This window comes from Nocardia sp. NPDC049935 (genome assembly GCF_055586645.1).
In genome coordinates this window covers 1272779-1295481 of the sequence record NZ_JBVJHV010000001.1, presented here as the reverse complement: position 1 = coordinate 1295481, position 22703 = coordinate 1272779, and the positions used below count along the sequence as shown (strand labels likewise).

The 22703-nt window shown below is 69.0% G+C and carries 24 protein-coding genes; 14 read left to right on the top strand and 10 right to left on the bottom strand.

What is annotated here, in order from left to right:
• Positions 1-296: 296 nt before the first annotated feature.
• The 3 genes from ACZ6SF_RS06020 (at position 297) to ligD (ending at position 3280) form a co-directional block, all read left to right on the top strand.
• On the top strand, positions 297-797 hold the full coding sequence (locus ACZ6SF_RS06020; protein WP_466060856.1) for a hypothetical protein: 501 nt from the start codon (positions 297-299) through the stop codon (positions 795-797).
• A 585-nt stretch (positions 798-1382) separates the two neighbouring features.
• Entirely contained in the window at positions 1383-2003 is a 621-nt protein-coding gene (locus ACZ6SF_RS06015; protein WP_466060855.1) for a class I SAM-dependent methyltransferase, read from the top strand.
• 338 nt (positions 2004-2341) lie between these two features.
• Positions 2342-3280 carry a non-homologous end-joining DNA ligase gene (gene ligD, locus ACZ6SF_RS06010; RefSeq protein WP_466061356.1) on the top strand — a complete coding sequence of 313 codons (939 nt, stop codon included), beginning with the start codon at positions 2342-2344 and terminating at the stop codon, positions 3278-3280.
• A gap of 200 nt (positions 3281-3480) precedes the next feature.
• Here the strand turns inward: ligD and ACZ6SF_RS06005 are convergent, their stop codons facing one another.
• Genes ACZ6SF_RS06005 through ACZ6SF_RS05990 form a run of 4 tightly spaced genes read right to left on the bottom strand, consistent with a single transcriptional unit; the run spans position 3481 to position 7687 of the window.
• Positions 3481-4818, bottom strand: a complete 1338-nt coding sequence (locus ACZ6SF_RS06005) for an MFS transporter (protein WP_466060854.1) — start codon at positions 4816-4818, stop codon at positions 3481-3483.
• A gap of 2 nt (positions 4819-4820) precedes the next feature.
• Entirely contained in the window at positions 4821-5969 is a 1149-nt protein-coding gene (dgoD, locus tag ACZ6SF_RS06000) for a galactonate dehydratase (protein WP_466060853.1), read from the bottom strand.
• Positions 5970-6017: 48 nt separating this feature from the next.
• Entirely contained in the window at positions 6018-6683 is a 666-nt protein-coding gene (locus ACZ6SF_RS05995) for a 2-dehydro-3-deoxy-6-phosphogalactonate aldolase (RefSeq protein WP_466060852.1), read from the bottom strand.
• The gene (locus ACZ6SF_RS05990) at positions 6680-7687 is read right to left on the bottom strand and encodes a 2-dehydro-3-deoxygalactonokinase (RefSeq protein ID WP_466060851.1); all 1008 of its coding nucleotides are present in this window, start codon (positions 7685-7687) and stop codon (positions 6680-6682) included. Before ACZ6SF_RS05990 ends, ACZ6SF_RS05995 begins: the two co-directional genes overlap by 4 nt.
• A 68-nt stretch (positions 7688-7755) precedes the next feature.
• On the opposite strand from ACZ6SF_RS05990, the gene ACZ6SF_RS05985 reads away from it, so the two are divergent.
• Positions 7756-8526, top strand: a complete 771-nt coding sequence (locus tag ACZ6SF_RS05985) for an IclR family transcriptional regulator (protein WP_466060850.1) — start codon at positions 7756-7758, stop codon at positions 8524-8526.
• Between the two features lie 841 nt (positions 8527-9367).
• Here the strand turns inward: ACZ6SF_RS05985 and ACZ6SF_RS05980 are convergent.
• The gene (locus ACZ6SF_RS05980; RefSeq protein ID WP_466060849.1) at positions 9368-9835 is read right to left on the bottom strand and encodes a cupin domain-containing protein; all 468 of its coding nucleotides are present in this window, start codon (positions 9833-9835) and stop codon (positions 9368-9370) included.
• 204 nt (positions 9836-10039) lie between these two features.
• On the opposite strand from ACZ6SF_RS05980, the gene ACZ6SF_RS05975 reads away from it, so the two are divergent.
• Complete coding sequence (locus ACZ6SF_RS05975) at positions 10040-10390, top strand: UBP-type zinc finger domain-containing protein (RefSeq protein WP_466060848.1); 351 nt, start codon at positions 10040-10042, stop codon at positions 10388-10390.
• 7 nt (positions 10391-10397) lie between these two features.
• Here the strand turns inward: ACZ6SF_RS05975 and ACZ6SF_RS05970 are convergent, their stop codons facing one another.
• From ACZ6SF_RS05970 to ACZ6SF_RS05960, 3 genes are all read right to left on the bottom strand, one after another.
• On the bottom strand, positions 10398-10970 hold the full coding sequence (locus ACZ6SF_RS05970; protein WP_466060847.1) for a hypothetical protein: 573 nt from the start codon (positions 10968-10970) through the stop codon (positions 10398-10400).
• A 123-nt stretch (positions 10971-11093) separates the two neighbouring features.
• Positions 11094-11915 (bottom strand): DUF1206 domain-containing protein, encoded by an 822-nt coding sequence (locus ACZ6SF_RS05965; protein WP_466060846.1) that lies wholly within the window; start codon positions 11913-11915, stop codon positions 11094-11096.
• A 205-nt stretch (positions 11916-12120) separates the two neighbouring features.
• Positions 12121-12561 carry a MarR family transcriptional regulator gene (locus tag ACZ6SF_RS05960; RefSeq protein ID WP_466060845.1) on the bottom strand — a complete coding sequence of 147 codons (441 nt, stop codon included), beginning with the start codon at positions 12559-12561 and terminating at the stop codon, positions 12121-12123.
• A 45-nt stretch (positions 12562-12606) separates the two neighbouring features.
• Between ACZ6SF_RS05960 and ACZ6SF_RS05955 the strand changes: the two genes are divergently transcribed.
• The 4 genes from ACZ6SF_RS05955 to ACZ6SF_RS05940 all read left to right on the top strand — a co-directional run bounded on the left by ACZ6SF_RS05955 (position 12607) and on the right by ACZ6SF_RS05940 (position 16254).
• Positions 12607-13473 carry an SDR family NAD(P)-dependent oxidoreductase gene (locus tag ACZ6SF_RS05955; protein ID WP_466060844.1) on the top strand — a complete coding sequence of 289 codons (867 nt, stop codon included), beginning with the start codon at positions 12607-12609 and terminating at the stop codon, positions 13471-13473.
• 116 nt (positions 13474-13589) lie between these two features.
• The gene (locus tag ACZ6SF_RS05950; protein ID WP_466060843.1) at positions 13590-14045 is read left to right on the top strand and encodes a nitroreductase/quinone reductase family protein; all 456 of its coding nucleotides are present in this window, start codon (positions 13590-13592) and stop codon (positions 14043-14045) included.
• Positions 14046-14149: 104 nt separating this feature from the next.
• Positions 14150-15112 (top strand): ADP-ribosylglycohydrolase family protein, encoded by a 963-nt coding sequence (locus tag ACZ6SF_RS05945; protein WP_466060842.1) that lies wholly within the window; start codon positions 14150-14152, stop codon positions 15110-15112.
• Between the two features lie 191 nt (positions 15113-15303).
• Entirely contained in the window at positions 15304-16254 is a 951-nt protein-coding gene (locus ACZ6SF_RS05940; protein ID WP_466060841.1) for an acyl-ACP desaturase, read from the top strand.
• 13 nt (positions 16255-16267) lie between these two features.
• On the opposite strand, the gene ACZ6SF_RS05935 is transcribed toward ACZ6SF_RS05940, so the two are convergent.
• On the bottom strand, positions 16268-17578 hold the full coding sequence (locus ACZ6SF_RS05935) for an MFS transporter (protein ID WP_466060840.1): 1311 nt from the start codon (positions 17576-17578) through the stop codon (positions 16268-16270).
• Positions 17579-17632: 54 nt separating this feature from the next.
• Here ACZ6SF_RS05935 and ACZ6SF_RS05930 point away from each other — a divergent pair, with 54 nt between their 5' ends.
• The 5 genes from ACZ6SF_RS05930 (at position 17633) to ACZ6SF_RS05910 (ending at position 21695) form a co-directional block, all read left to right on the top strand.
• Complete coding sequence (locus tag ACZ6SF_RS05930) at positions 17633-18640, top strand: GlxA family transcriptional regulator (RefSeq protein ID WP_466060839.1); 1008 nt, start codon at positions 17633-17635, stop codon at positions 18638-18640.
• A 224-nt stretch (positions 18641-18864) separates the two neighbouring features.
• Positions 18865-19101 (top strand): cold shock domain-containing protein, encoded by a 237-nt coding sequence (locus tag ACZ6SF_RS05925; RefSeq protein ID WP_466061355.1) that lies wholly within the window; start codon positions 18865-18867, stop codon positions 19099-19101.
• 62 nt (positions 19102-19163) lie between these two features.
• Entirely contained in the window at positions 19164-19454 is a 291-nt protein-coding gene (locus tag ACZ6SF_RS05920; protein ID WP_466060838.1) for a hypothetical protein, read from the top strand.
• Positions 19455-19509: 55 nt separating this feature from the next.
• Positions 19510-19998 carry a MarR family winged helix-turn-helix transcriptional regulator gene (locus ACZ6SF_RS05915; protein ID WP_466060837.1) on the top strand — a complete coding sequence of 163 codons (489 nt, stop codon included), beginning with the start codon at positions 19510-19512 and terminating at the stop codon, positions 19996-19998.
• Complete coding sequence (locus ACZ6SF_RS05910) at positions 19995-21695, top strand: CocE/NonD family hydrolase (protein ID WP_466060836.1); 1701 nt, start codon at positions 19995-19997, stop codon at positions 21693-21695. Before ACZ6SF_RS05915 ends, ACZ6SF_RS05910 begins: the two co-directional genes overlap by 4 nt.
• Here ACZ6SF_RS05910 and ACZ6SF_RS05905 read toward each other — a convergent pair.
• Complete coding sequence (locus tag ACZ6SF_RS05905; protein ID WP_466060835.1) at positions 21689-22486, bottom strand: SDR family NAD(P)-dependent oxidoreductase; 798 nt, start codon at positions 22484-22486, stop codon at positions 21689-21691. The genes ACZ6SF_RS05910 and ACZ6SF_RS05905 overlap by 7 nt on opposite strands.
• Between the last annotated feature and the right edge of the window lie 217 nt (positions 22487-22703).

Sequence of the window (22703 nt, the reverse complement as noted above, 5' to 3'; positions counted from 1 at the left end):
AGCGGGATACTTCGCTGGTCCGGCAACTGCTCCGCGGTGTCGCCGAGACGAACACGGACCGGCCGCCCTACCCGCGCTCCCCCTCCGGACCCCTTCGAATTCATTCAAACTCATTGCCACAAAAGGCATTCGACGAACTCCGCTCGGACATTGCCGCCGCATCATCGGCATTCACCCGGCACCGACGTGACGACAAGTGCTGGACAATGGTTCAATTTGCGTGCAAACGCTCGGAGCAGGAGGAAACCATGGCAGTGCGTTACTCGAAAAGAGAACAGACCAAACTCGTGAACCGGGTGAAAAAACTTATCGATCAAGGAAAAACACTCAACGCCGCCTGCACCGCGGTGTCCGAGCGCGAAGGCGGTTCACCCGCGACGAACACCATCGCGAACTGGGTCAAGGCCGCGGGCATCGCCGACGAGGCCGCCACCGCACCCGCGCAACCGAAACCCCGCCGCCGGACCCGGCCCGCCGCCACGGCACCCGAGACACCCGCCGCCGAGGCGGCCGAGGAGACCCCGGCGACCCCCGAGCCGGTATCGGAGGCCGCCGCCACCTCCGAACCCCTGCTCACGGCGACCGCCGATACCGACCCGGCCTCCGACGCCACGCCCGACCAGGAACCGGCTCCCGCCACTCTGGTCCATGTCCGTACCACCGGGGCCGTTTCGGATACGGCCCTCGAGTTCGACGATCTGCTCGACGAGAACCATCGCCTGCGCACGGCGCTCACGGAGGCCAACCGGGAGATCCGCGCCATGCGTGATCTGCTGGTGGTGTACGCGAGCCGGTAGCCGCCGCGGTCTCCCGCCGCGGGGCCGGGATCCCCGGCACCGCGGCCACGGCACGCGAGCCCGACCGCCGGGTGGGCCGCGAACCTGGTCGGCGCCGGTCACCGGCCCTCATGCGGTGCCGGAAAGGTCACGGCACCGTGAAAGCCGAGTCCGAGGTACGCCGGCTGCAATGGGAACAAAATCGAGAGTACGTCGAAGTCGAACACCGGATTGCGCACGCTGAATACAACCCGACCAACTGGGACGATTACAAGAAGGCGGCGGGCCCCGAAAGTCGAACGCGTTCACCGAAATCGGCGGTGCCGAGGCTGCGGTCGCTCTCGAATCCACCCGGCCTCTGCCCCGGGAGCGGAAAATTCTCGTGAACCGTCGCGGCGTCTCTGGTTGACTCGCCCACGTGGACTGGGTGCGGGAGTTCTATTCCAGAAGTGGCTCGTGGTGGGGCAAGGCCGAGGCCCGGGTCACCGATCGGGACCACCGCCGGGTGGACCTGCTTCGCCGGCATGGTGTCGAGAGCGGGCGGATTCTGGAGCTCGGATCGGGGTACGGTACGACGGCCGTGGCGGCCGCGCGGGCGGTTACGAGGTGGTCGCGGTCGAAATCAGTGACCGTGCGGACTTCACCGGCGGATTGGCGCGGGATGTCGTCCCCGGGGCGTTGACCCTGCACAAAGCGGACTTCTACACCGTGGAGCTGGAGGGACCCTTCGACGCGGTCTGCTACTGGAACGGATTCGGCGTCGGATCGGACGCGGACCAGCGTCGGCTGCTCCGACGCATCGCATCCGAGTGGCTCGGACCGGGGGCCGCGGCCCTTGTCGATGTTTTCAATCCCTTCGTCTGGGCCGGCTGGGACGGCGACGAGGAACACCGGGTGGCGGACATCGACAGTGGCTATGATTACGAACTCAGAGAACGGATTCGATTCGATCCGGTCACCTGCACCGCATTCGACACCTGGTGGGAGCCGGCCGCGCCGGACCGCGTCATCGAGCAGTCCCTACGCTGCTACACCCCGGCCGACCTGGCCCTGCTGCTCGACGGCACCGGCTTGAACCCGACTACCATCGTTGCCGGAGAACATGTTTCGACCGCATGGTCATCCCACCCGGGCTTGGTGGGCCTCCTTCGGGAAGAGTTCGTGTACCTCGCGGTGCTTCGCCACAGCGGCGGAGACAGCGCGAAAGCCACGCTGTCCAGCGTGTAGTCATCACCTGCAGCCGTCCCGAGACCGAGAGCGCGGGCTCTAGAGAACCCTGCCGGTCCGATCGAGCGCATCGACAGCGACCTGATGCCTATGGACCGCCTGGGCGGTGTCGATTCCGTCGCCGGGCGGGCCTGTTCGGGCTGGGTTCCGGAACTCGGATGACCCCGTTTGCACCATCCATGCGTGTCCGGTCGAGCGGTCGGCGTGACAGCTCGTATTCTGCAGTCGACCTGGCTTTATCCCGCTTCGCTCGAGCAGGAGGTAAGCATGGCTCACAAGTCCGACGCCCCCGTCTACGACCCCACAGCGGCCTGACACCGGGCCGGGTTCCGGCACCGATGCTGGCCGTCTCGGGCCGACCACCGGATAATCCGGGGTGGGCAGTGGAGATGAAGTGGGACGGCGTGCGTGCGATCACCGTCTGCGACGGCGGGGAGTGCCGGTTGTTCAGCCGCAACGGCCGCGATATCAGTGGCTCGTACCCCGAAATGGTCACCGCGCTCGCCGAGCGATCCAGCGGCCGCGACATGGTGGTCGACGGGGAGATCATCGCGCAGAATCCGGCGGGGGTGCCATCGTTCGGGCTGCTGCAGCGCCGTATGCACGTCAGCCGCCCGTCGCGGGCGTTGATCTCGGCGGTACCGGTGCAGCTGTTCTGCTTCGACGTCCTATCCGTCGATGGCGAGGACGTGACCGCCCTGTCCTATCTCGATCGCCGGGACAGACTGCAGGAGCTGGGGTTCGATGCCGCTCCGATTCAGACCCCGCCGTACTGGGTTGGTGTCGGCGCCGACCGGCTGCTCGCCGCTGCGGCCGAGACGGGCTTGGAGGGCATCATCTCCAAACGCCTCGATTCGGCGTACCGGCCCGGGCGCCGATCGCGGGCATGGGTCAAATCACCGATCCGCAAGACCACCGAGGCCATCGTGGCCGGATGGGTACCCGGTACCGGGTCGGCAAGCACATCATTCGGGTCCTTGATCCTGGCCGGCCACGACTCGACCGGACGGCTGCTTCATATCGGGAATGTCGGCACCGGATTCACCGCCGCGGAACGCCGAGAACTACGAGCCCGCCTGGACGACATCGCCTGCGCCGAACCACTGTTCATTCTGTCGCGGGGCCGGGTCGGGCGGCCTGCCAGTCCACAGTGGGTGCATCCGGTGCTCGTCTGCGATATCGAATACCGCGAGTACACCGGCGAAGGGGTCCGGCATTCGAGCTGGAGGGGCCTGCGCACGGACAAAGACCCGGACGAGGTGGGACTACCGGAGTAGCCGATGATGTCTTTCCGGCCGTTGATGCCAGAGAGCTGTGTCAACCTAACGGGTGCATCTCCCCCGGTCGGAGGAGGTGCAACCGGCCGAGGTGACGATACCGCCCGCGACGCACTCGGACATCACAGGCGGTATCGGAGTCCACCGCGCGCGGCGGCGGACCGTTTCGCACACCCCTCACCGGTATGCGGAGGGCAGGGTTACCCGGGTTCCGGGACGGTCCCCCGCTCGCGGACCCGTTCGACGCGGCCGACGAGCAGTACATACGACGTGATACCGAGCAGGGTCACGACGGTCATGTAGACGAACGCGGGCGCGAAGCTCGCATCGGTGACCAGGAACCCGATGACGATGGGCGTAGCGATACCCGAGAGGTTGCCGATGAAATTGAACATGCCACCGGTCAGGCCGATCAACCGCTCGGGAGCCAGGGCGGAGACCAGCGACCAGGTGATCGAGGCCAGCCCGTTGCCGAAGAACGCCACCGACAGGAACACGATCACCAGCACGGTCGAGTCGGTGAAATTGGCACCGATCAGAGTGGTGCTCAACAGCAGTCCGGCGATGATCGGGCCCTTGCGGGCGATTCCGAGCGGGACCCCGCGCCGCAGCAGGTAATCGGAGAACACACCGGAGAACAGCACCCCGATCACCGCGGCGATGAACGGCAGGGAGGCGAGGAATCCGGATTTGATGTAATCCATATCGCGGTATTTCACCAGGTAGGTCGGGAACCAGGTGAGGAAGAACCACAGGGTGGAGGTCAGGCAGAACTGGCCCAGGTACACGCCCCACAGTTTCCGCCGGCCGAGCACCGTCGCGATATCGCTCCGGGTCACCTTGGCGCGCGTGGGCCGGGAACCGGTCAGATCCACGAGACCGCCGCCCTCACGGATATGGGCGATCTCGGCATCGTTGGCGCGGGAATCGCGGGGCTCGCGGTACACGAGGTACCAGATCAGACCCCAGACGATCCCGACCCCGCCGGTGAAGATGAAAACCCAGTGCCAGCTCAGCACCGACTGCAGCCACGACAGCACCGGGGTCAGCAACGCCAGGCCGATGAACTGGCCCGAGGTGTAGAAACCGATGACGGTGGCGCGTTCCCGCTCGGGGAACCAGGCGGTGGCGACCCGGTTGTTGATGGGATAGGCCGGGGCCTCGAAGGTTCCGACCAGCAGCCGCAGCACGATGAGTGCGACGAAACCGCCGATGATGCCCATGAACACCGTCGCCACCGACCACAGCACCAGGCACGCCGGGTACAGCACCCGGGGCGGCACCCGGTCGACGAACCAGCCACCCGGAATCTGCAGGGCGGCATAGGTCCAGCCGAAGGCCGAGAGCAGCAGGCCCTGCTGGGCCGAAGACAGATCCATCTCCTCGGCGATGGCGGGTACCGCGATGGACAGGTTGGCCCGGTCCATATAGTTGATGACCACGGTGACGAACAGCATGACCGCGATCAGGATCCGGGCCCGGCTCGCTTTGACGGCCAAAGTAGTGGGGGCAGTGCTTTTCTCGATCAAGGTTCTCATACTCACCACTCCGCGAACGATCCGTCACTGTGACGCCAGATCGGGTTCCGCCACCGGTGCCCGACCGCTGCCCGTTCGAGCACGTACTCCTCGTTGATCTCGATGCCCAGACCGGGACCGTCCGGAATCCGGACCTGCCCGTCGGAATAGGTGAACACCGCCGGATCCACGAGATAGTCGAGCAGCTCGTTGGTGGTGTTGTAGTGGATGCCCAGACTCTGTTCCTGGATGGTCGCGTTGTAGCACCCCGCATCGATCTGCAGGCACGAGGCCAGCGCGATCGGGCCGAGCGGGCAGTGCAGTGCCAGGGCGATATCGTAGGCCTCGGCCATATGCGCGATCTTGCGCGCTTCGGTGATACCCCCGCAGTGCGAGGGATCGGGCTGGATGATATCCACCGCGCCCGAGGCGATCACCGATTTGAAATCCCAGCGCGAGAACAGCCGCTCCCCGAGCGCGATCGGGATCGGGGACTGCCGCAGCACGTCCACGACGCTGTCGATGTGCTCGGACAGCACGGGTTCCTCGACGAACATCAGCCGGAACGGTTCCAGCTCGCGCAGCAGCACTTTCATCATCGGTTTGTGCACGCGTCCGTGGAAGTCCACGCCGATTCCGATATCCGGGCCGACGGCCTCACGAACGGCCGCCACGTTGGCCACGCACCGGTCGATCTTGTCCCAGGTGTCGAGGTACTGCAGTTCCTCGGTGCCGTTCATCTTCACGGCGCTGAAACCGCGACCGACCGCGTCCCGGGCGGCCTTCGCCGTTTCGTCCGGCCGGTCGCCGCCGATCCAGGAGTACACCTTGATGCGATCACGCACCCGGCCGCCGAGCAGCTCGTGCACCGGGACGCCGAGCGCCTTGCCCTTGATATCCCACAGCGCCTGATCGATACCCGCCAGCGCGCTCATATGGATACCGCCGCCGCGGTAGAAACCACCCCGGTAGAGCACGGTCCACAGATCCTCGATCTGCCCCGGATCCTGTCCGATCAGGTAGTCCGACAGTTCCTCGACCGTCGCCGCGACCGAGGCCGCCCGGCCTTCCAGTACCGGCTCACCCCAGCCGACGACGCCGTCGTCGGTTTCGATACGCACGAACAGCCACCGCGGCGGCAGCGTGTACGTCCTGATCGACGCGATCTTCATGACTTTCCTCCTGTGCAGCGGACTGCGTTGTCCGGTGACGAGCGGGCACTATCGGGTCCGGGCCCAGATTTTCGAGAGTCGGCGAGCTCTGCCACGCACCTCGTCGGCGCTGTCGCCGGGCCGGTAGAGCGAGGTCCCGAGACCGGCGCCGCCGGCTCCCGCGGCGAGCCAGTCCCCGAGGTTCGATTCGTCCACCCCGCCCACCGGCAGCAGTTCGACCTCGGCCGGCAGCACGGCGCGGACCGCCCGCATACCGGAGATGCCCAGCGCGTCGGACGGGAACATCTTGAGACTACGGGCGCCCGCGCGCACCGCGGTGAACGCCTCGGTCGGCGTCGCCACCCCGGGGTACGGGCGCATACCGGCGGCCAGTGAGGCGGCGATGACCTCGGTATTCGTATCGGGAGACACGATAACTGCGGCACCCGCCGTCCGGGCGCGCGCCACATCCTCGACGCTCAGTACGGTGCCGGCGCCGACCGGGATCCGCCGGCCGAAACACCCCGCCAGGAGCTCGATGGAGCGGAACGGGTCCGGTGAGTTCAGCGGTACCTCGATAGCGTGGATACCTTCTTCGACCAGTACGGTCCCGACCGCGATCACCTCGTCGGGGGTGATTCCGCGCAGGATCGCGATCAGTCCGGATGCGCCCGCGGGCGCCGGGTCGGCCATGAGGGTCTCCTCGTTCGTGGTCGGTTGTCGTGGCCCGGTCATCGTGGACTCCCGTCCGCCGCGACCAGGCCCGCCGCGACGGCGACCGACCACAGTCCGGCGGCGGCCGCGTCGTCACCGCTCACGATCCGGGCCGGCACGCCGCGCATCCGCAGCGCGACGGCGTAGCGGCGGCACAGGTCGGTATTTCCGCACAGCACGATCGGGTCCGCGCCGCCCTGGTGCGGGAGCAGATTGCGCACTTCGTCGGCGATGACGACGCCGGAGACGTAGTCGGCCAGCGAGGCCGGATCGAGCAGGCCGTCGAGTACCAGCGCCCGCGCCCCGAACAGGGCGGTGCTCAGCCCGCGGCCGTGCGGGGAGAATCCGGCGGTCAGGCCCCGCGAGAACGCGGTGTCGTCGCGGCGCGGTGTGGTGGCGGTATGGCTCAGCAGCCCGTGCCGCGTGACCAGGCCGTACAGCTCCCCGCTCATGGCCGTGGTGAACGAGAGCACCTTGCCGTCGTCGACCCGCAACCATTTGGTGTGGGTTCCGGGCAGCACGAGAGTATGGCCGGCGCCTGGTTCGCCGATCAGTTCCAGCGCGCCCAGGACCTGTGTCTCCTCACCGCGCAGGACATCGCCGGCGATATCGTCGCGGGGATCGGAGGGGACTCGCAGCCCGGGTACGAGATGCAGTACGCCCCCGGCCGCGCAGACATCGGTGAGTCCGTGCGCGAGGGCGTCCAGTCGGGCCGGCACCGTGAGATAGCCGGCTTCGCGCCAGCCCTGCGCGCTGCCCACCATGCCGCAGGCGAGGGTGGGCAGCGCGGGATGGTCACGCAGCCAGGCGCCGCACACCTCCTGGAAAGCCGCTTCGTAGGCCCGCGCGCGGGCCGCCGCATCGGCGGCGTCCGTTCCCGCGGCCATATCGAGCAGCCCGCCGCCGGGCTCGCGGGTATCGAGGACCCGGCCACCGGCGCCGAGCAGCCAGGACCGCATCGAACTCGTACCCCAGTCGAGTGCGATGAGTCGCGGCGTCGAGAGCTCTGGCCGGTCGGGTGTCATGACGGTCACTATGACCAGGGCATCCCATTATTACCAACCTGCTCCCTATTTATGGGACTGTGGAGCTCATGGCCCTCGCGCACGATGAGATTCCACCCGGCACCCAGACCCTCGCGCGAGGTCTGGCCGTTGTCCGCGCCGTCGCCGACGGCGCGCACGGATTGCGGGAGATCGTCGAACGCACCGGATTGGGTCGCAGCAGCACCCACCGGCTCGCGCAACTCCTCGTTCTCGAGGGTTTCCTGCGCCACGACGCCCGCGGCTACACACTCGGACCGGCACTCATCGAATTGGGTTTCAAGGCCTTACACGGGAACCCGCTGCCGCTCGTGGCGCGTCCGGTTCTGGAGGAGTTGTCGGCCACCGTCCTCGATACCGTCCATCTGGCGGTTGAGGACGGCGGATCGGTCCTCTACCTCGACAAACTCCCCGGGTCACGGGGCGCGGAGATGCGGTCGAGGATCGGTTACCGGATGCCGCTCACCCGCGCCGGCGTCGGCAAGGCGCTGCTACTCGACGCCGCCGACCGCTGGGCCGGGCAGTACACGGCCGACGAAGCGGCGCTCCCGCCCGCGGCCCGCCGCGGGGAACTCGACGAATTCCTCACCCGGATGCAGGCCTATGCCCGGGCCGGCGCGGCCATGGACCTCGAGGACAACGAGCCCGGTATCCGATGCGTCGCCGCCCCGATCCGCGATGCGTCCCGCGCGGTCGTCGGCGCAGTCAGCGTCTCGGCGACGACGCCGTATATGCCGGACGAGCGGATGCGCGGCCTGATCCCGGTGGTGCGGCGGGCCGCGGGCCGGATTTCGGCCGCCCTCGGTTATCAGGCGGTATGACCGGAAGCGGTTCGATCCGGCAACGTCACGCAGCCGCCGTCACCCGGTTCCACCGAATCGTAGGATATGTACCGCCGGAACAGTATTCGGGCGACGATTGCGAACTCACGGCATCGACGGCCGAACGGGTTCCCGCATTCGAGCATTATCCGATATTCCGGAAACAGCCCCGCGGGAGGATGTTTCGCATACCACGCGCACGAGATCGCCACGGCGACTTATTCGATCGAGAGAATTTCGGATAGCGCAGGATATTTGCGTACGATCCGATTCGTAAACAGTCTTCGGAATCCGGGATCCGAATCATGATCAAAAATAGATGCGGCTCCGCGCGGAAATTACCAGAGATGCGCACACCGACACTTCCAGACACAGCGGGTGATCATCATGCCTGCTCACAGCCGTGTAACGGTTATCACTCCACAGGGTCGAGTCATCCGCGTAAATATGTGGACCGCGCATATATTTTCACCGGATATATACCGATCAGCGCCATGCGATCACAGTTGATCTTATATTCGCGCGGCACTCAGGACATTTTCTGTCCGGAATACAGTTCAACTCCATTTAACCTGAGTGACGAATAACGTTTATATAACGTGACTATCAATGTCTTCGGCGGCGCAAAACGGCCTCGCCGGATCGACCGATACGAACAGGAGCGAAAAAATGGGTTCAGTGGATCTGGGCAGCCTCGGTGACCTTCTGAGCGCGTTTTCCGATATCTTCAGTGGATTCGGAGGGCTGGCGAGCTTCTCCGCCGAATAATCGGCATGCCATCGGCGCGGCGGAGTCCGCGCGAACGGCCCGCCGGACGATGCCGTCCGGCGGGCCGTTTCTGTCAGGACCGGGGCCAGGCGGCGCACTCCGGCGCGGGCGCGTCCTGGAACAGCGGTTTCCCGGACGGTGTCGCGTAGACCACGTAGAGCACCACCGGTTCGGCACCGAGATTCATACCGGCATGGACGTTCCCGGCACCGGCCGGTTCGTCGAGGACCGCACCCGCCCGATACTCCGGCGCCACACAGTCGGGGCCCGGATGGGTCAGGGTTCCCGCCGTCACCAGCCCGCGCACCGGACCGTCGTGGTAATGCCAACCGGTGGTACCGCCCGGTGCGATCACGATCCGCCGCGCCACGAGGTCGGTACCGGGCCCGGACGGCGTGAGGCCCGCGGGAATCGATAGCTGCCCGAGTGGTTCGGAGGTGATCCCGGCGCCGGGCGTCGCCCCGGCGGGCGCCGTTTCGCCGCCGGACCATATCGTCGCAGCGCTCGTCATCGCGATGAAACCGCTGATCAAGGGCCTCATCGGAGCAGTGTAACCACCCGCCGGGCACCGTCGGAACGCCCGCGGCGCGGTACGGCGGAATGGGCACGGCGGCCGCTGCGCGGGTCGGGTTCACGCCGGATGCCCGACCGGCGCGTTAGGCTGCTCCGGGCAGGTTCCGCCCGCGGCGGTACGGCCCGGACATCTCGTTCTCGCCACCGCCCCACCCACTGCGAGAGGACCGAGATGCCGACTGTCGAGGGTGTCGATCCGGCCGTCCCACCGAGCGGCCCGGGTTGTGTCGAGTGTGAGCAGGAACAGGGCTGGTGGGTTCATCTGCGCCGCTGCGCCCAGTGCGGGCATATCGGCTGCTGCGACAGCTCGCCGGCCCGGCACGCGTCCGGCCATTTCGAGCGGACCGGGCATCCGGTGATCCAGAGCTTCGAACCCGGCGAGGACTGGTTCTGGGACTTCCGCACCACGCAGCTGTTCGAGACGGGGCCGGCACTCACCCCACCGCACCATCATCCGCCCACGCAGACCGTGCCCGGCCCCCGCGAGCGCGTACCGGCGGACTGGCGCGACCATATCCACTGACCCGCGATCAGGGCTGCCGCGCACCGGCGCCGCGTGCGCTCGCTTCCTCCCACAGCGGCCCGAAGACCAGCCAGAGACCGGTGATCGACCAGGCCCGGCCGATCCAGGTCAGCAGCGACCCCACCTGCTCGCCCTCCGCGACGAGTCCGATCACCAGGCCCAGCGCCGCCGAGGCGATAACGGCGGCCAGCACTACCCGGTACCACTCACGCCAGGTGGCCTCCACCCGTTCTCTACTGCCTTTGGCCGGTTTCACCGGGGCCGGACCACCCGCGAAACGGTGGGCGAACCGGGTATCCGCCCAGCGGACCACCGCGGGGCCGAACGCTACGCTCACCCCGAGGTAGATCGCCGCGAGACCGTGCACCACCCCGGGCCGGGCGCCCCGGTGCAGATCGGCCGCCGCGGCCGCGATGAGTGCGATATCGAGCAGCGGGATCCCCCAGAGCAGTACCGCGCCCAGTGTGCGCAGGCGCAACAGATACCGTGCGACGAGCCCGGCGGCGAGCAGCACCCACAGCCCCACTTCGGACACCACGATCATCGTCGCGACGGGGTTGTCCCGGACAATTCCCAGCATGCCACCCTCCCTGTTCTCGACCTGCGAAAACGCTAAGGCCGCGGAGGCGGTGCGCACATCCTCCGATCGGAGGACCCGGGGACGATTCGCGGCGGATCCGGAGCGGCCGCGAACCGGGTCCGGTCACATCCGGGCGTATCGAGCGCAGGCGAAATCGTAGAGGCCGTAGGCGGCGATCCCGAGTCCCGCCGCGATCAGCAGGAACATGCCGAAAGGCTGGGCTCCCAGCGTTTTCAGCGCCGCGTCCAGCCCACCCGCCTTCCCGGGGTCGGCCTGGGCGACGGCGACGATCACCAGAACACCCACACCGCCGATGGCAATCCCTTTGCTGGTATAGCCGACGGTGCCGAGCCGGCGGAGTACAGGGCCGTCGGTGCGCAGCTCCTTCGTGAACTTGCGCGTCACCCCTTTGTAGACGTGATAACCGCCGACGGCGATGATCACCAGACCGGCGACGACGAGAACCGCGCTACCGGAGGAACTCTGCATCAGCCGGGCCGACAGTCCGGCGCTCTCGCCGCCGCTGGAACGTCCGCTGCCCCGTGCGAAACCGAAGGCGGTGACACCGTAGGACACATAGACCAGCGCGACGGCGAACGCTTTGACCCGGTGCACTACCGCCGATCCACCGTTCTTCTCGGCCAGCCGGGTACCGGCCCCGAGAATCGCCTCCGCGAACCGCCACAGCGCCATGAACGCGAACGCCACCACTCCCACCGACAGGACGAGGACTCCGCCCGGCTCGGCGGCCAGTGCCGCCATCGCGCCGGACTGGTCGGTGGCGCCGCCGCCCGACCCGAACGCGATTCGCAGGGCGAGATAGCCGATCAGCAGGTGCACCACGCCCGCCATCACGAAACCGGCGCGGGCGCATCGCTCGAACGCGCGATGGCCGGTGATCCGTCGCGCCGCCGAAGCCGGTCTGGACAGCGAAACCTGGGACATCGAGAGCCTCCTGCTACCGGAGGCGCCGCGGGCTACGAAACGCGGGGCACCGCGCGTACCCGGCCCGAACTGCCCGGCACGGCGCGGCTTCTCGTAGTTTCGGTACGCCCGCTCGCGCCTCCTCCGTGATCGAACCGATGTCGGCCGCATACCCGGGTGCCCCCGGGCCAAACGGTCGCCCGGCCCCGGGAGGGCGGGGCGCCGTTCACTCGGAGCCGCCGCCTCCGGTGGCGAGCAGGCCCGCCAATTCGTCGAGCAGGGAGATCATCCGTTCACGCTGTGCCGGTGGCAGATGCGGCAGTTCCACCGCCAGCGCGCTGTCGATCGGCGCCCGGCCGCGCGTCCGGAAGACGTCCTGAGCGACGCCGGGATCCACCGTCACCCGGACCCGGCGGGCGTCGTCGGGATCGGGCTCGGTGGTCAGCAGTTCCTGTTCGCGGAACCGGGCCACGATCCGTGAGACCAGGCTCTGGGTGATCGCCGTACGCCGGGTGATATCGCGGATCGACGAAGCGGGATGCAGTGCGACGTCCTCGAGCACCGCGTACTCGCTGGGCGGAATCCGGCGGCGACCGGTGTTTCCGGTCGCGACGAACGCGATCGCGCGCAACCGGCGGGCGACCAAATGCAGGCTCGCAGCATCCACCACGGCAATATACATCCCTTGTCATATAATTTATGATCCATCACTATGTATGGAAAATCCGGCGCCCTCTACCGGGCCTGCCACGGCCTGGACACCGATCTCGGCCTGTTCCGCCGGCGCCGCCGCACCGCGCTCACCACGGTGGTGGCCGGACGTACCGTGCTGATCACCGGCGCCTCCTCGGGAATCGGACGGGCGACAGCCGTACGGCTCGGCGCGGCCGGGGCCACCGTGGCGCTCGTGGCCCGGCGGGAAGCGGAGCTCGCGAAGGTCGCGGCGGAGATCCGGGATTCCGGCGGTACGGCCACCGTCCACCCGTGTGATCTCAGCGATTTCGACGCCCTGGACGCCATGGCGGCGGCGGTGCTCGCCGAGCACGGCGGCGTGGACATCCTGATCAACAACGCGGGCCGCTCGATCCGGCGCCGGCTCGACGAATCCTACGATCGCTTCCACGATTTCGAACGCACGATGCGCCTGAACTACTTCGCCGCCACGCGCCTGATGCTCGCGGTGCTGCCGGGAATGCGGACCCGGCGGTCCGGCCATATCGTCGATGTCCTGTCGGTCGCGAACCAGTTCGGCGGGCCCGGATACAGCGCCTACGTGGCCTCCAAGGCCGCCCTGGACTCGCTGGCCGGCAGCCTGCACGCCGAAACCCTGACCGAGAACGTCCGCTTCACCTCGATGTACATGCCCCTGGTCCGCACCCCCATGCTCGCGCCCAACGAGCGCTACCGGAACAGCGCGGCGCTGACACCGGATCAGGGCGCGGACGCGGTGTGCCGGGCCGTGATCGATCGCCCGCGCCACAGCGGGCCGCTGCTGGGCCGGTTGGCCGCGCTGATCGATATCGCGTTCCCCGAGTACTCGGCGACCAAGCGCAACGCCAGATTCACCGGCGGGATGTAGTAGCCGGACCCCTGGGACGGCTCCGCGAGGAATAACAGCGTACAATGTACGGTATTGCACGCACGGCGATACCGGCGTGCGCCCGTTGTCCGCACCGCACCGTCAGGAGTCGACCGATGCCCCGATCGGGCCGTACCGCCACCCCGCCCCGCTGGCTCAAACCACTGAACCGGGCCCTGCTCCTGATCCGGAAATTCGGGGGTATGCGGGAGCTGCCGGTACTCACCGTGCCGGGCCGGCGCAGCGGGAAACCGCGTAGCACCCCGCTGACCGTCATCACCCTCGACGGTCACCGCTACCTGCTGGAAGGTTTTCCCGGTGCCGATTGGGCCCACAACATCCGCGCGGCCGACGGATTCGCCGAACTCGCCACCGGACGCACCGCGCAACGGGTGCATCTGGCCGAACTGGACGCGGAGGCCGCCGTACCGGTGCTGCGGGCCTGGCCCGAACTCGCCGGTACCGACGGCCCGCGCCTCATGCGCGACGCCGGTGTGGTGGACGCGGTGACACCGGACGCCTTCGCCGCGCTGGCGGGCCGGTGCGCCGTCTTCCGTATCGATCCGGCCTAGCGGACCGGTTCCGATGGTCCGTGGCATACGCCCGAACGGCGTTGCCCCGCACCGGCTGTCGTCCGATGGTGCCACCGCCCGCCTCCTGGCTACGATCGACGGCGATGGATATCGACATCATGCTCGATTCACTGGACGGATTATCGGTCGGGGACGCGCTGGGGGCGGAATTCCCGGTGATGCGCCGCTCGATCGCCGAGCTGCGGGCCGGCGATCTCACACCCGGTCCGTGGGGATGGACCGACGATACGGAGATGGCCTGCTCCGTCGTGGCCGAACTGCTCGGGCACGGCGCCGTCGACCAGGATCGGCTCGCCGCCGCCTTCGCCCGCCGGTTCGATCCCCGCCGCGACTACGGGTTCCTGGCCGTCGGCACCCTGCGCCGGATCGGGCGGGGTGAATCCTGGCGGGAGGTCTCCGGCGCGGCCTACGACGGCCAGGGTTCGTGCGGGAACGGCGCGGCCATGCGGGTCGCACCGCTCGGCGCGTACTTCGCCGGGGATCCCGGGCGGATCGTCACCGAGGCGATCCGGTCGGCCGAGGTGACGCATCTGCACCCCGAGGGAGTGGCGGGAGCGGTCGCGGTGGCCGTGGCCGCCGGCGTGGCCGCACGAGCCCGCCGTACCGGGGTGCGGCCGACGCCCGAACAGTTCGTGACCTCGGTTCTGGCACCGCTGCGCGACGGCGAGACGGCCCGGGGTATCCGGCACGCTCGCACCCTGCTCGGCGCGTCCACCGAACAGGCCGCCGCCGAATTGGGCAACGGATCGCGGGTCACCGCGCAGAATACGGTGCCGTTCACGATCTGGGCGGCCGCCCGGCACCTGGACGACTATCCGGCCGCGGTCACCAGCTGTATCGAGGCCGACGGCGATATCGATACGACCGCGGCCGTCACCGGCGGAATCGTGGCCGCCTACACCGGATCCGGCCCCGCGGGGATCCCGGCGGCCTGGCTCGCGGCCCGGGAACCGCTGCCCGGATGGTTCGAGCGGGAACGAACCTCGCGGGCACGCCCGGTATCGGTGCCCGGCCGCCTCCGCCGGTGGTTCTCCCGCACCTCGTGAGTCCCCGGACCCGGTCGCGGGCCCGCTGGGGATAGCCGGTGGCTATCGGTAAAGTGGCGCGCAGTACGCGTCGCGTTCGCGTCGAGAATGCGTTTCACATCGATGATCGTCGGCGTCACGGCCCGCCCTCGGGGCGGCCCGGACACCGTTGCCAGTTTCGAAATCGTGCGAGGACGAACTGAGAGGATCTGATGGGCCGGGATCTGACGCAAAAAGAGTTGCTGGTGGAACTGGAACCGGTGGTCGCCGAGAATCTCGACCGGCACCTGGGCACCGCCAAGGAATGGCATCCGCACGACTACGTCCCCTGGGACGAGGGCCGCAACTTCGCCGCCATGGGCGGGCAGGACTGGGAGCCCGGGCAGTCACGGCTCTCGGAGGTCGCCAAGATCGCCATGATCACCAACCTGCTCACCGAGGACAACCTGCCCTCCTACCACCGCACCATCAGCGAGCATTTCTCCCGCGACGGCGCCTGGGGCACCTGGGTGGACCGCTGGACCGCGGAGGAGAACCGGCACGGGATCGCCATGCGCGACTACCTGGTGGTGACCCGCGGCGTGGACCCGGTGGCGCTGGAGAACGACCGGATGGTCCACCTGACCCGTGGCGTGCACGCACCCGAGTACTTCCACGGCATGCTCGATCAGGTCGTCTACGTGACGTTCCAGGAGCTGGCCACCCGTATCAGCCACCGCTGCACCGGGAAGGTGTGCAACGACCCGGTCGCCGACGCGATGCTCAAGCGGATCGCCACCGACGAGAACCTGCATATGCTCTTCTACCGCAACCTCGCCGACGCGGCGTTCGACCTCGCCCCGGACCAGGCGATGGAATCGGTCACGAAGATCATCCTCGATTTCGCGATGCCGGGCCGGGGGATGCCGAACTGGCGCCGCAACGGGGTGCTGATGGTCAAACACGGTATCTACGATCTGCGCCAGCACCTCGACGAGGTGCTGATGCCGGTCCTGCGGATCTGGCGGGTCTTCGAACGCGAGGATTTCACCGCGCGTGGTGAGCAGGCCCGCGAGCAGCTGGCCGAGTACCTCGAGAAACTCGGCAAAGACGTCCGGCGGTTCGAGGAACAGCGGGCCCGCCTGGTCGAACGAGAGGCGCGCAAGGCCGCGGCGGTCGGCTGACCCGGTGCCGGATTCAGGCGGCGGCCGGAGCCTCCGCCCGGGTCCGGCCGCCCGGCACCCGGACCGCGGCACAGAGCAGCGCGGCCACGACGCACAGTCCCGCGGCCACGAAGAACGCGCTGTCGTAGGACCCGTGGGCGTCGCGGATGTATCCCGCCCCGAAAGCGGCCGCCGCGGCGCCTATCTGGTGTGCCGCGAACACCCAGCCGAACACCACCGGGGCCGCGGCGCCGAACCAGCTGCGGCACAGGGCGATCGTCGGCGGTACGGTCGCCACCCAGTCCAGGCCGTAGAACACGATGAAAACCCAGGTACTCGGCTCGGCATCCGGGGACAGCAGAGCCGGTAGCGCCAGCAGCGACGCACCTCGGCCCAGGTAATAGATCACCAGCAGGACGCGGGCATCCACGCGGTCGGTGAGCCATCCGGAGAAGACGGTGCCCGCGACATCGAAGATGCCCACCGTGGCCAGCAGGGAGGCGGCGACCGTCGTCGGCATACCGTGATCGTGCGCGGCCGGGATGAAATGGGTGCCGATCAGGCCGTTGGTGGTCATTCCGCAGATCGCGAAACTTCCCGCCAGCAGCCAGAACGCCGGCACTCGCGCCCCCCGGACCAGCCCGCTCGCGGCCGCCGCGAAGCTGCCGGTGGGCAGCGGCTCCGGCGTTTCGGCGGGATCTCCGCCGAACGCCGTGGTGCCGATATCCTGCGGGCGGTCGCGAATGAACAGCAGCACGAGCGGAATCACCGCGAGCGCGGCCCCGGTCACGATCACCGAGGCCCAGCGCCAGCCGAACCGCTCGGTCACATCGGCGACCACCGGTAGGAAGATGAGCTGTCCGGTGGCGCCGGCCGCGGTGAGCAGGCCGGTGACCAGGCCCCGGCGCGCGACGAACCAGCGCGTCGAGACGGTGGCCACGAAACCCATGGAGATGGATCCGGTTCCCAGACCGACCAGGACACCCCACAGCAGGACCATCTGCCAGCTCGCGGTCATGAAAACGCCCACACCGGTTCCCAGCGCGATCGCGATCAGCGCACCGGTGAGGACCGGCCGGACCCCGAAGCGGTCCATGAGGGCGGCGGCGAACGGGGCGGTGACGCCGAACAGCACCATGTTCACCGACATCGCCGCGCCGATGGTGGCATGCGACCAGCCGAACTCGTGGTGCAGCGGGGTCATCATCACACTGGGCACCGCGCGGAATCCGGCCGCGCCGAGGATCGCCACGAAACTCACCGCGGCGACGATCCACGCGAAATGCAGCCGTGGTCCGCGGCCTGCCGGCACCGGGGCTTTACCGGGATCGATATCGGTAGTCACGAGGAATCAGCATCCGGTAGCGGGCGGAGTGCCACCAGTGGCAGGATTGCCAATATGCCGGAAAATCGTGCCAATGGATCGAGCGGTGGCACCGCGCCCGTCCGTCGCCACCGGATCGCCGTCCTGCTGCTCGAACCGGCGATCGGTTTCGACGCGACCATTCCGCCGCTGCTTTTCGGCGAGGCCACCGGTGACGACGGGACCCCGCTCTACGACGTCGTACTCTGCGCGCTCGAACCCGGGCCGGTCCGGACCACCACCGGATACTCCCTGGTCGCCACCGCCGGCCCCGAAGCGCTGGCCACCGCCGATACCGTGATCGTGCCCGGAACGCGGTTCGCACCGGCCCGCCGCGACGGGCGTCTGGTCCCCGCACTCGCCGCCGCGCTGGCCACCGTCACGCCCGGTACCCGGATGGTGTCGATCTGCACCGGCGCCTTCGTGCTCGCGGCCGCGGGCCTGCTGGACGGCCGCCGGGCAACCACCCACTGGCAGTACGCCGCCGGGTTCCGCCGGCTGTTCCCCGCGGTCGAACTCGACGAGGCGGTGTTGTTCGTGGACGAGGGCGCCCTGCTCAGTTCGGCGGGCCTGGCGGCCGGAATCGATCTGTGCCTGCACATCATCCGTCGTGACCACGGCGCCGCGGTGGCCAACCGCGTCGCCCGGCACTGCGTGGTCCCCGCGTTCCGCGAGGGCGGGCAGGCGCAGTTCATCGAACATCACATACCCGAGCACGACGATCGCAGTACCGCGGCCGCCCGGGCCTGGGCCCTGGGACATCTGGCCGAACCGCTGAGCGTGGCCACCCTCGCGGCACACGCCCGGATGAGCCGGCGGACGTTCAACCGGCGCTTCCAGGCGGAAACGGGAATGTCGCCCGGGGCGTGGTTGCGCGACCGCCGGATCCAGCGGGCCCGGGAACTCCTGGAATCCGCGGATATCCCGGTCGACGCGGTGGCGGAGATGTCCGGGCTGGGTTCGCCGGACAATCTGCGCCACCACCTGCGGCGCAGTCTCGGTATGTCGCCGTCGGCCTATCGCCGGACCTTCACCGCGCCCTGATCGGTACCGCGTGGCGCCGTGGTGTGTCGCGCGTCTCGGCGTGCATACCCCCGCGAGGTCCGGGTATGACGGCGGAGTCCTCGTACCGGCCACGCCGGTACCGGATGTTCTTGCCGGATCCACCTTGGGAGAAGTAGCCGATCATGATCGTTTCGCAGACCGCCCACGCGACCACCCCGGCCACGGGGGCCACGCACAATTCGCGGGTATGGCGGCACGGCACGGTGATCTGGTTCGATGCCCAGAAAGGTTTCGGCTACCTCGCTCCCGAGGACGATATCGCCCCGGTGTACGTGGAGTACCGCAGTATCGACGCGACCGGCTACCGGACCCTGTTCCAGGGCGAACGGGTCGAATTCACCAGTGCCCAGCGCGCGGGCGGGGCCGAGGCCGTCACCGTGCGCCGCCGCGACCGGACCGACGACACGCTGCCGGGCGCGGTTTCGCACGGCCTGGGCTGACGCCCCGCCGGGAACCCTCGTACGCGGTGTTTCACCGCCATCGCTCGGGGCAATCGCCGCGCATGGATGCCGACAACACGAACCCGGCCGGCCCGGACCGGCTGCCACCACCGCATACGCAGGTCACCACCGATGACCTCCGCCGGCTGCTCGGGGCACCGGACGACGGTGCGACCCTGGTGCTCGCGGCGGGCCGGATCGATCTGGAGACCGACCCCGAGGCCGCCGCCCGGAGTCTGGCCGTGATCACCCGCGGCGAGCTGGCCGCCCGCATCGGCGCGACACCCGATCCGACGGCGCTGGGCACGCAGGCCGCCGAACTGAACACCGAGATCCGGTTGCTGGGTTCCTGACGCCGGTCCCGGCTGCCGTTGACGCCGAATAGTTTTGTTGCAAAACTGATTCGCGATGGAGACGGCGGAACCCGGTGCGGAGTACACACCTCTGGATCCCGCCCGGCTCGCGGCGGTGATCTCACCGCTGCGCCGCACCCTGTTGGCGGCCGCCCGGGCCGCGGAGAACCTCCCCGAGATCCCCGACGCGCAGATCGAGATCCTGCGGGCGCTGGCTCCGGGAACACCGGTCGCCCCCGGGGACCTCGCCGGACGCCTGGGACTGGGCCGGTCGACGGTCAGCAACCTGCTCGCGGCCATGGAAGCGAGCGGACTGGTCGAACGCCGCCCCCACCCCGGCGATCGCCGCCGGGTCGAGGTCGTGCGCACAGACCGGTCCCGGGATCTGCTCGACCGATTCGACCTGGCCGCGAGCGCACTGGTCACCGAGGCCGCGGCCGCGCTGGACCCCGCCGACCGGGCCGCTCTCGCCACCGCCGTCCCGGCCCTCGAGCGGTTGCGCGAGGCCCTCCGGCGACGTCGCAGCCCCGAGGAGAACGAATGAGCACGCTACGCCGGCGGCTGGCCCGCCGGCTCCAGGCCCGCACCATCAAAGGGCTGGAGCCCGGCCCGTACGACATCGGCGTCCGCAGGAATCTGCGCGTTCCCATGGACGACGGTGTCGAACTGCTGGCCGACCTGATCACCCCGCTCGGTGGGCCCGGGCATCGGTTGCCCACAGTCGTGATCCGCGGCCCGTACGGCCGCAGCGGACCGGTCGCCGGCCAGGCCCGGGCCCTGGCGCGCGAAGGGTTCGCGGTGCTCTTCCAGAGCTGCCGGGGCACCTGGGGTTCCGGTGGGGAATTCACCCCGCAGATCGACGAGCAACGCGACGGTATCGCCACCCACCGGTGGGTCCGGGCCCAGCCCTGGTGCACCGGACCGGTGGTCACCTACGGCGCCAGCTATATGGGTTACACCCAGTGGGCGGTGGCCGCCGCACTGCAGCGCGAGGATCCCGCCGCCGCGCCCGACGCGCTGTGCCTGATCACGACCATGCCCGATTTCGGTGCGGTCACCTGGGACAATTCGGCGTTCGCGCTCCGGAACGCGCTGGGCTGGTCGCAGATGATGTCCCGGATGATCCATCGCGAATTCCTCGCGCTGCTCTGGGGGCAGTTGCGCCCGGACCGCCGGCTGCGCAGGGCGTTCGGTGTACTGCCGCTGGCCGAGGGGGACCTCGCCGCCACCGGCAGGCGGCTGCACTGGTACCGGGATTGGGTCGCCCACGAGCGGCTCACCGACGACTACTGGACCCGGCAGTCGCATACCGCCGCGGTCACCGAGGTCACCGCGCCGGTGTACATGATCACCGGCTGGTACGACATCTTCCTGCCGTGGCAGCTGGCCGACCACGCCCGGCTCGCGGCGGCAGGCCGGGCGCCACGGCTCACCGTCGGCCCGTGGGGTCATCTCTCCCGGGGAATGGGGGCGCCCGCGCTCGGCGAGAGCGTCGCGTTCCTCCGGGAACATTTCACCGGGGCCGGCAGCGATCGGGTGGCTGCCGTACGCGCCTACCGCACCGGCGCCGAGCAGTGGCACGACCTGCCGACCTGGCCACCGGCCGGGGTGTCCCTCGAATCGCGGTACCTGTCCGCGGCGGGATCGCTCACGACCGATCTGCCCGACGGCGGTGTCACCCACTATGTCTACGACCCCGCCGATCCCACGCCCGCGCTCGGCGGGCCGAGTCTGCTACCCGATTCGGGTCCGGTCGACAATGCCGTGCACGAGCGCCGCGACGATGTGGTGGTCTTCCGGAGTGCACCGCTGGCCGATGCCCTCACGATCGCCGGCGAGCCGGTGGCGCGTATCCGGTTCCGCTCGTCACAGCCCGGCGCGGACCTGTTCGTCCGGATCTGCGATATCCATCCCGACGGCCGGTCGATGACCGTCTGCGACGGGATCCGCCGGATCGGCGGTATCGCGACCGCGGACACCGATCCGCCGGCCGGCCCGGACGGTTTCCGCGAGGTCGAGGTCCGGCTGTGGCCCGCCTTCCACCGATTCGCACCCGGGCATCGGATCGGGCTGCAGATCAGTTCCGGCGCGCACCCCCGCTATGCCCGGAACCCGGGGTCCGGGGAGCCGGCCGTCACGGCCGCGGCACTGCGGCGCGCCACCCAGGAGATCTCCCACGCGGCGGCGGACCCGTCGCGAATCGAGCTGCCGGTATGGCACGCCGGCGACGCGACTCAGTAGAACACCGGCCCGGGCACGCCGCCGCCCACGGCGACGGCGTCGCCGGTGATCGCGATACTGCGCGGTGAGGCCAGAAAGGTCACCACATCGGCGACCTCGGCGGCATCGATGATCCGGTGCACGGAATTCCGCGCGAGCCCGGCCTCGAGGTCTGCGACGGGCGTACCCGACTCGCCGGACTGCGCGGCCAGGCGTTCGGTGAGACGTTCGGTGCGGGTGAGCCCGGGATGTACCACGGTGACGTTCACACCGTGCGGGCCGAGTTCGTCGGCCAGGTTCTTGGTCAGCGCCGAGACACCGACATTACGCACGGTCTGCGCGATGGAATTGGCCTGTCGCGCGCCCAGACCGCTGATATTGATGATCCTGCCCCAGCCCTGCGCCACGAAATGCGGCGCGACCGCGCGCGCCGTCCGCAGATATCCGAGCACTTTGATCTCGACCTCGCGGCGCACCACCTCATCGCTGGTCTCGGCCAGGTTCGCGGGGGCTCCGGCACTCCAGGGCGTCGCCGCGGCGTTGACGAGAATATCCACGCCGCCGAGTTCGGCGATCGTCCGGTCGACCAGTGCGCGGACCTGCTCGTCGTCGCCGGTGTCGGTCGGCACGCCGACCACGCGCCGGCCCGTCTCCTCGGCGACCGCGCGCGCCGCCGCCGTGAGCGCTGTCGCCGAGCGGGCCGCGAGCACCACATCGACGCCCTCGGCGGCCAACCCGCGGGCCACCGCCAGCCCGATGCCCTTGCTACCGCCGGTGACCACGGCCCGTTTCCCATCCAGTTCCAGATCCACGCGCGTGACGCTAGCAACCGGAGCGGTGCGGGGCACCGGTCCGGATCGGCTCGAGCCGAACACCGTGCCGCGGGGTACGGGCTGGCGCCGGAGAGGCGGAGTCCGCAATCGCGGCGGCGCGATATAGCGGAGTGCCCGTATGTCGTTCGCGTTACCGCACGCCGAGGGTTTCCGCCGCTGCGTGTGAACTCGCGCGCCCGATCGCAGGACAACGATT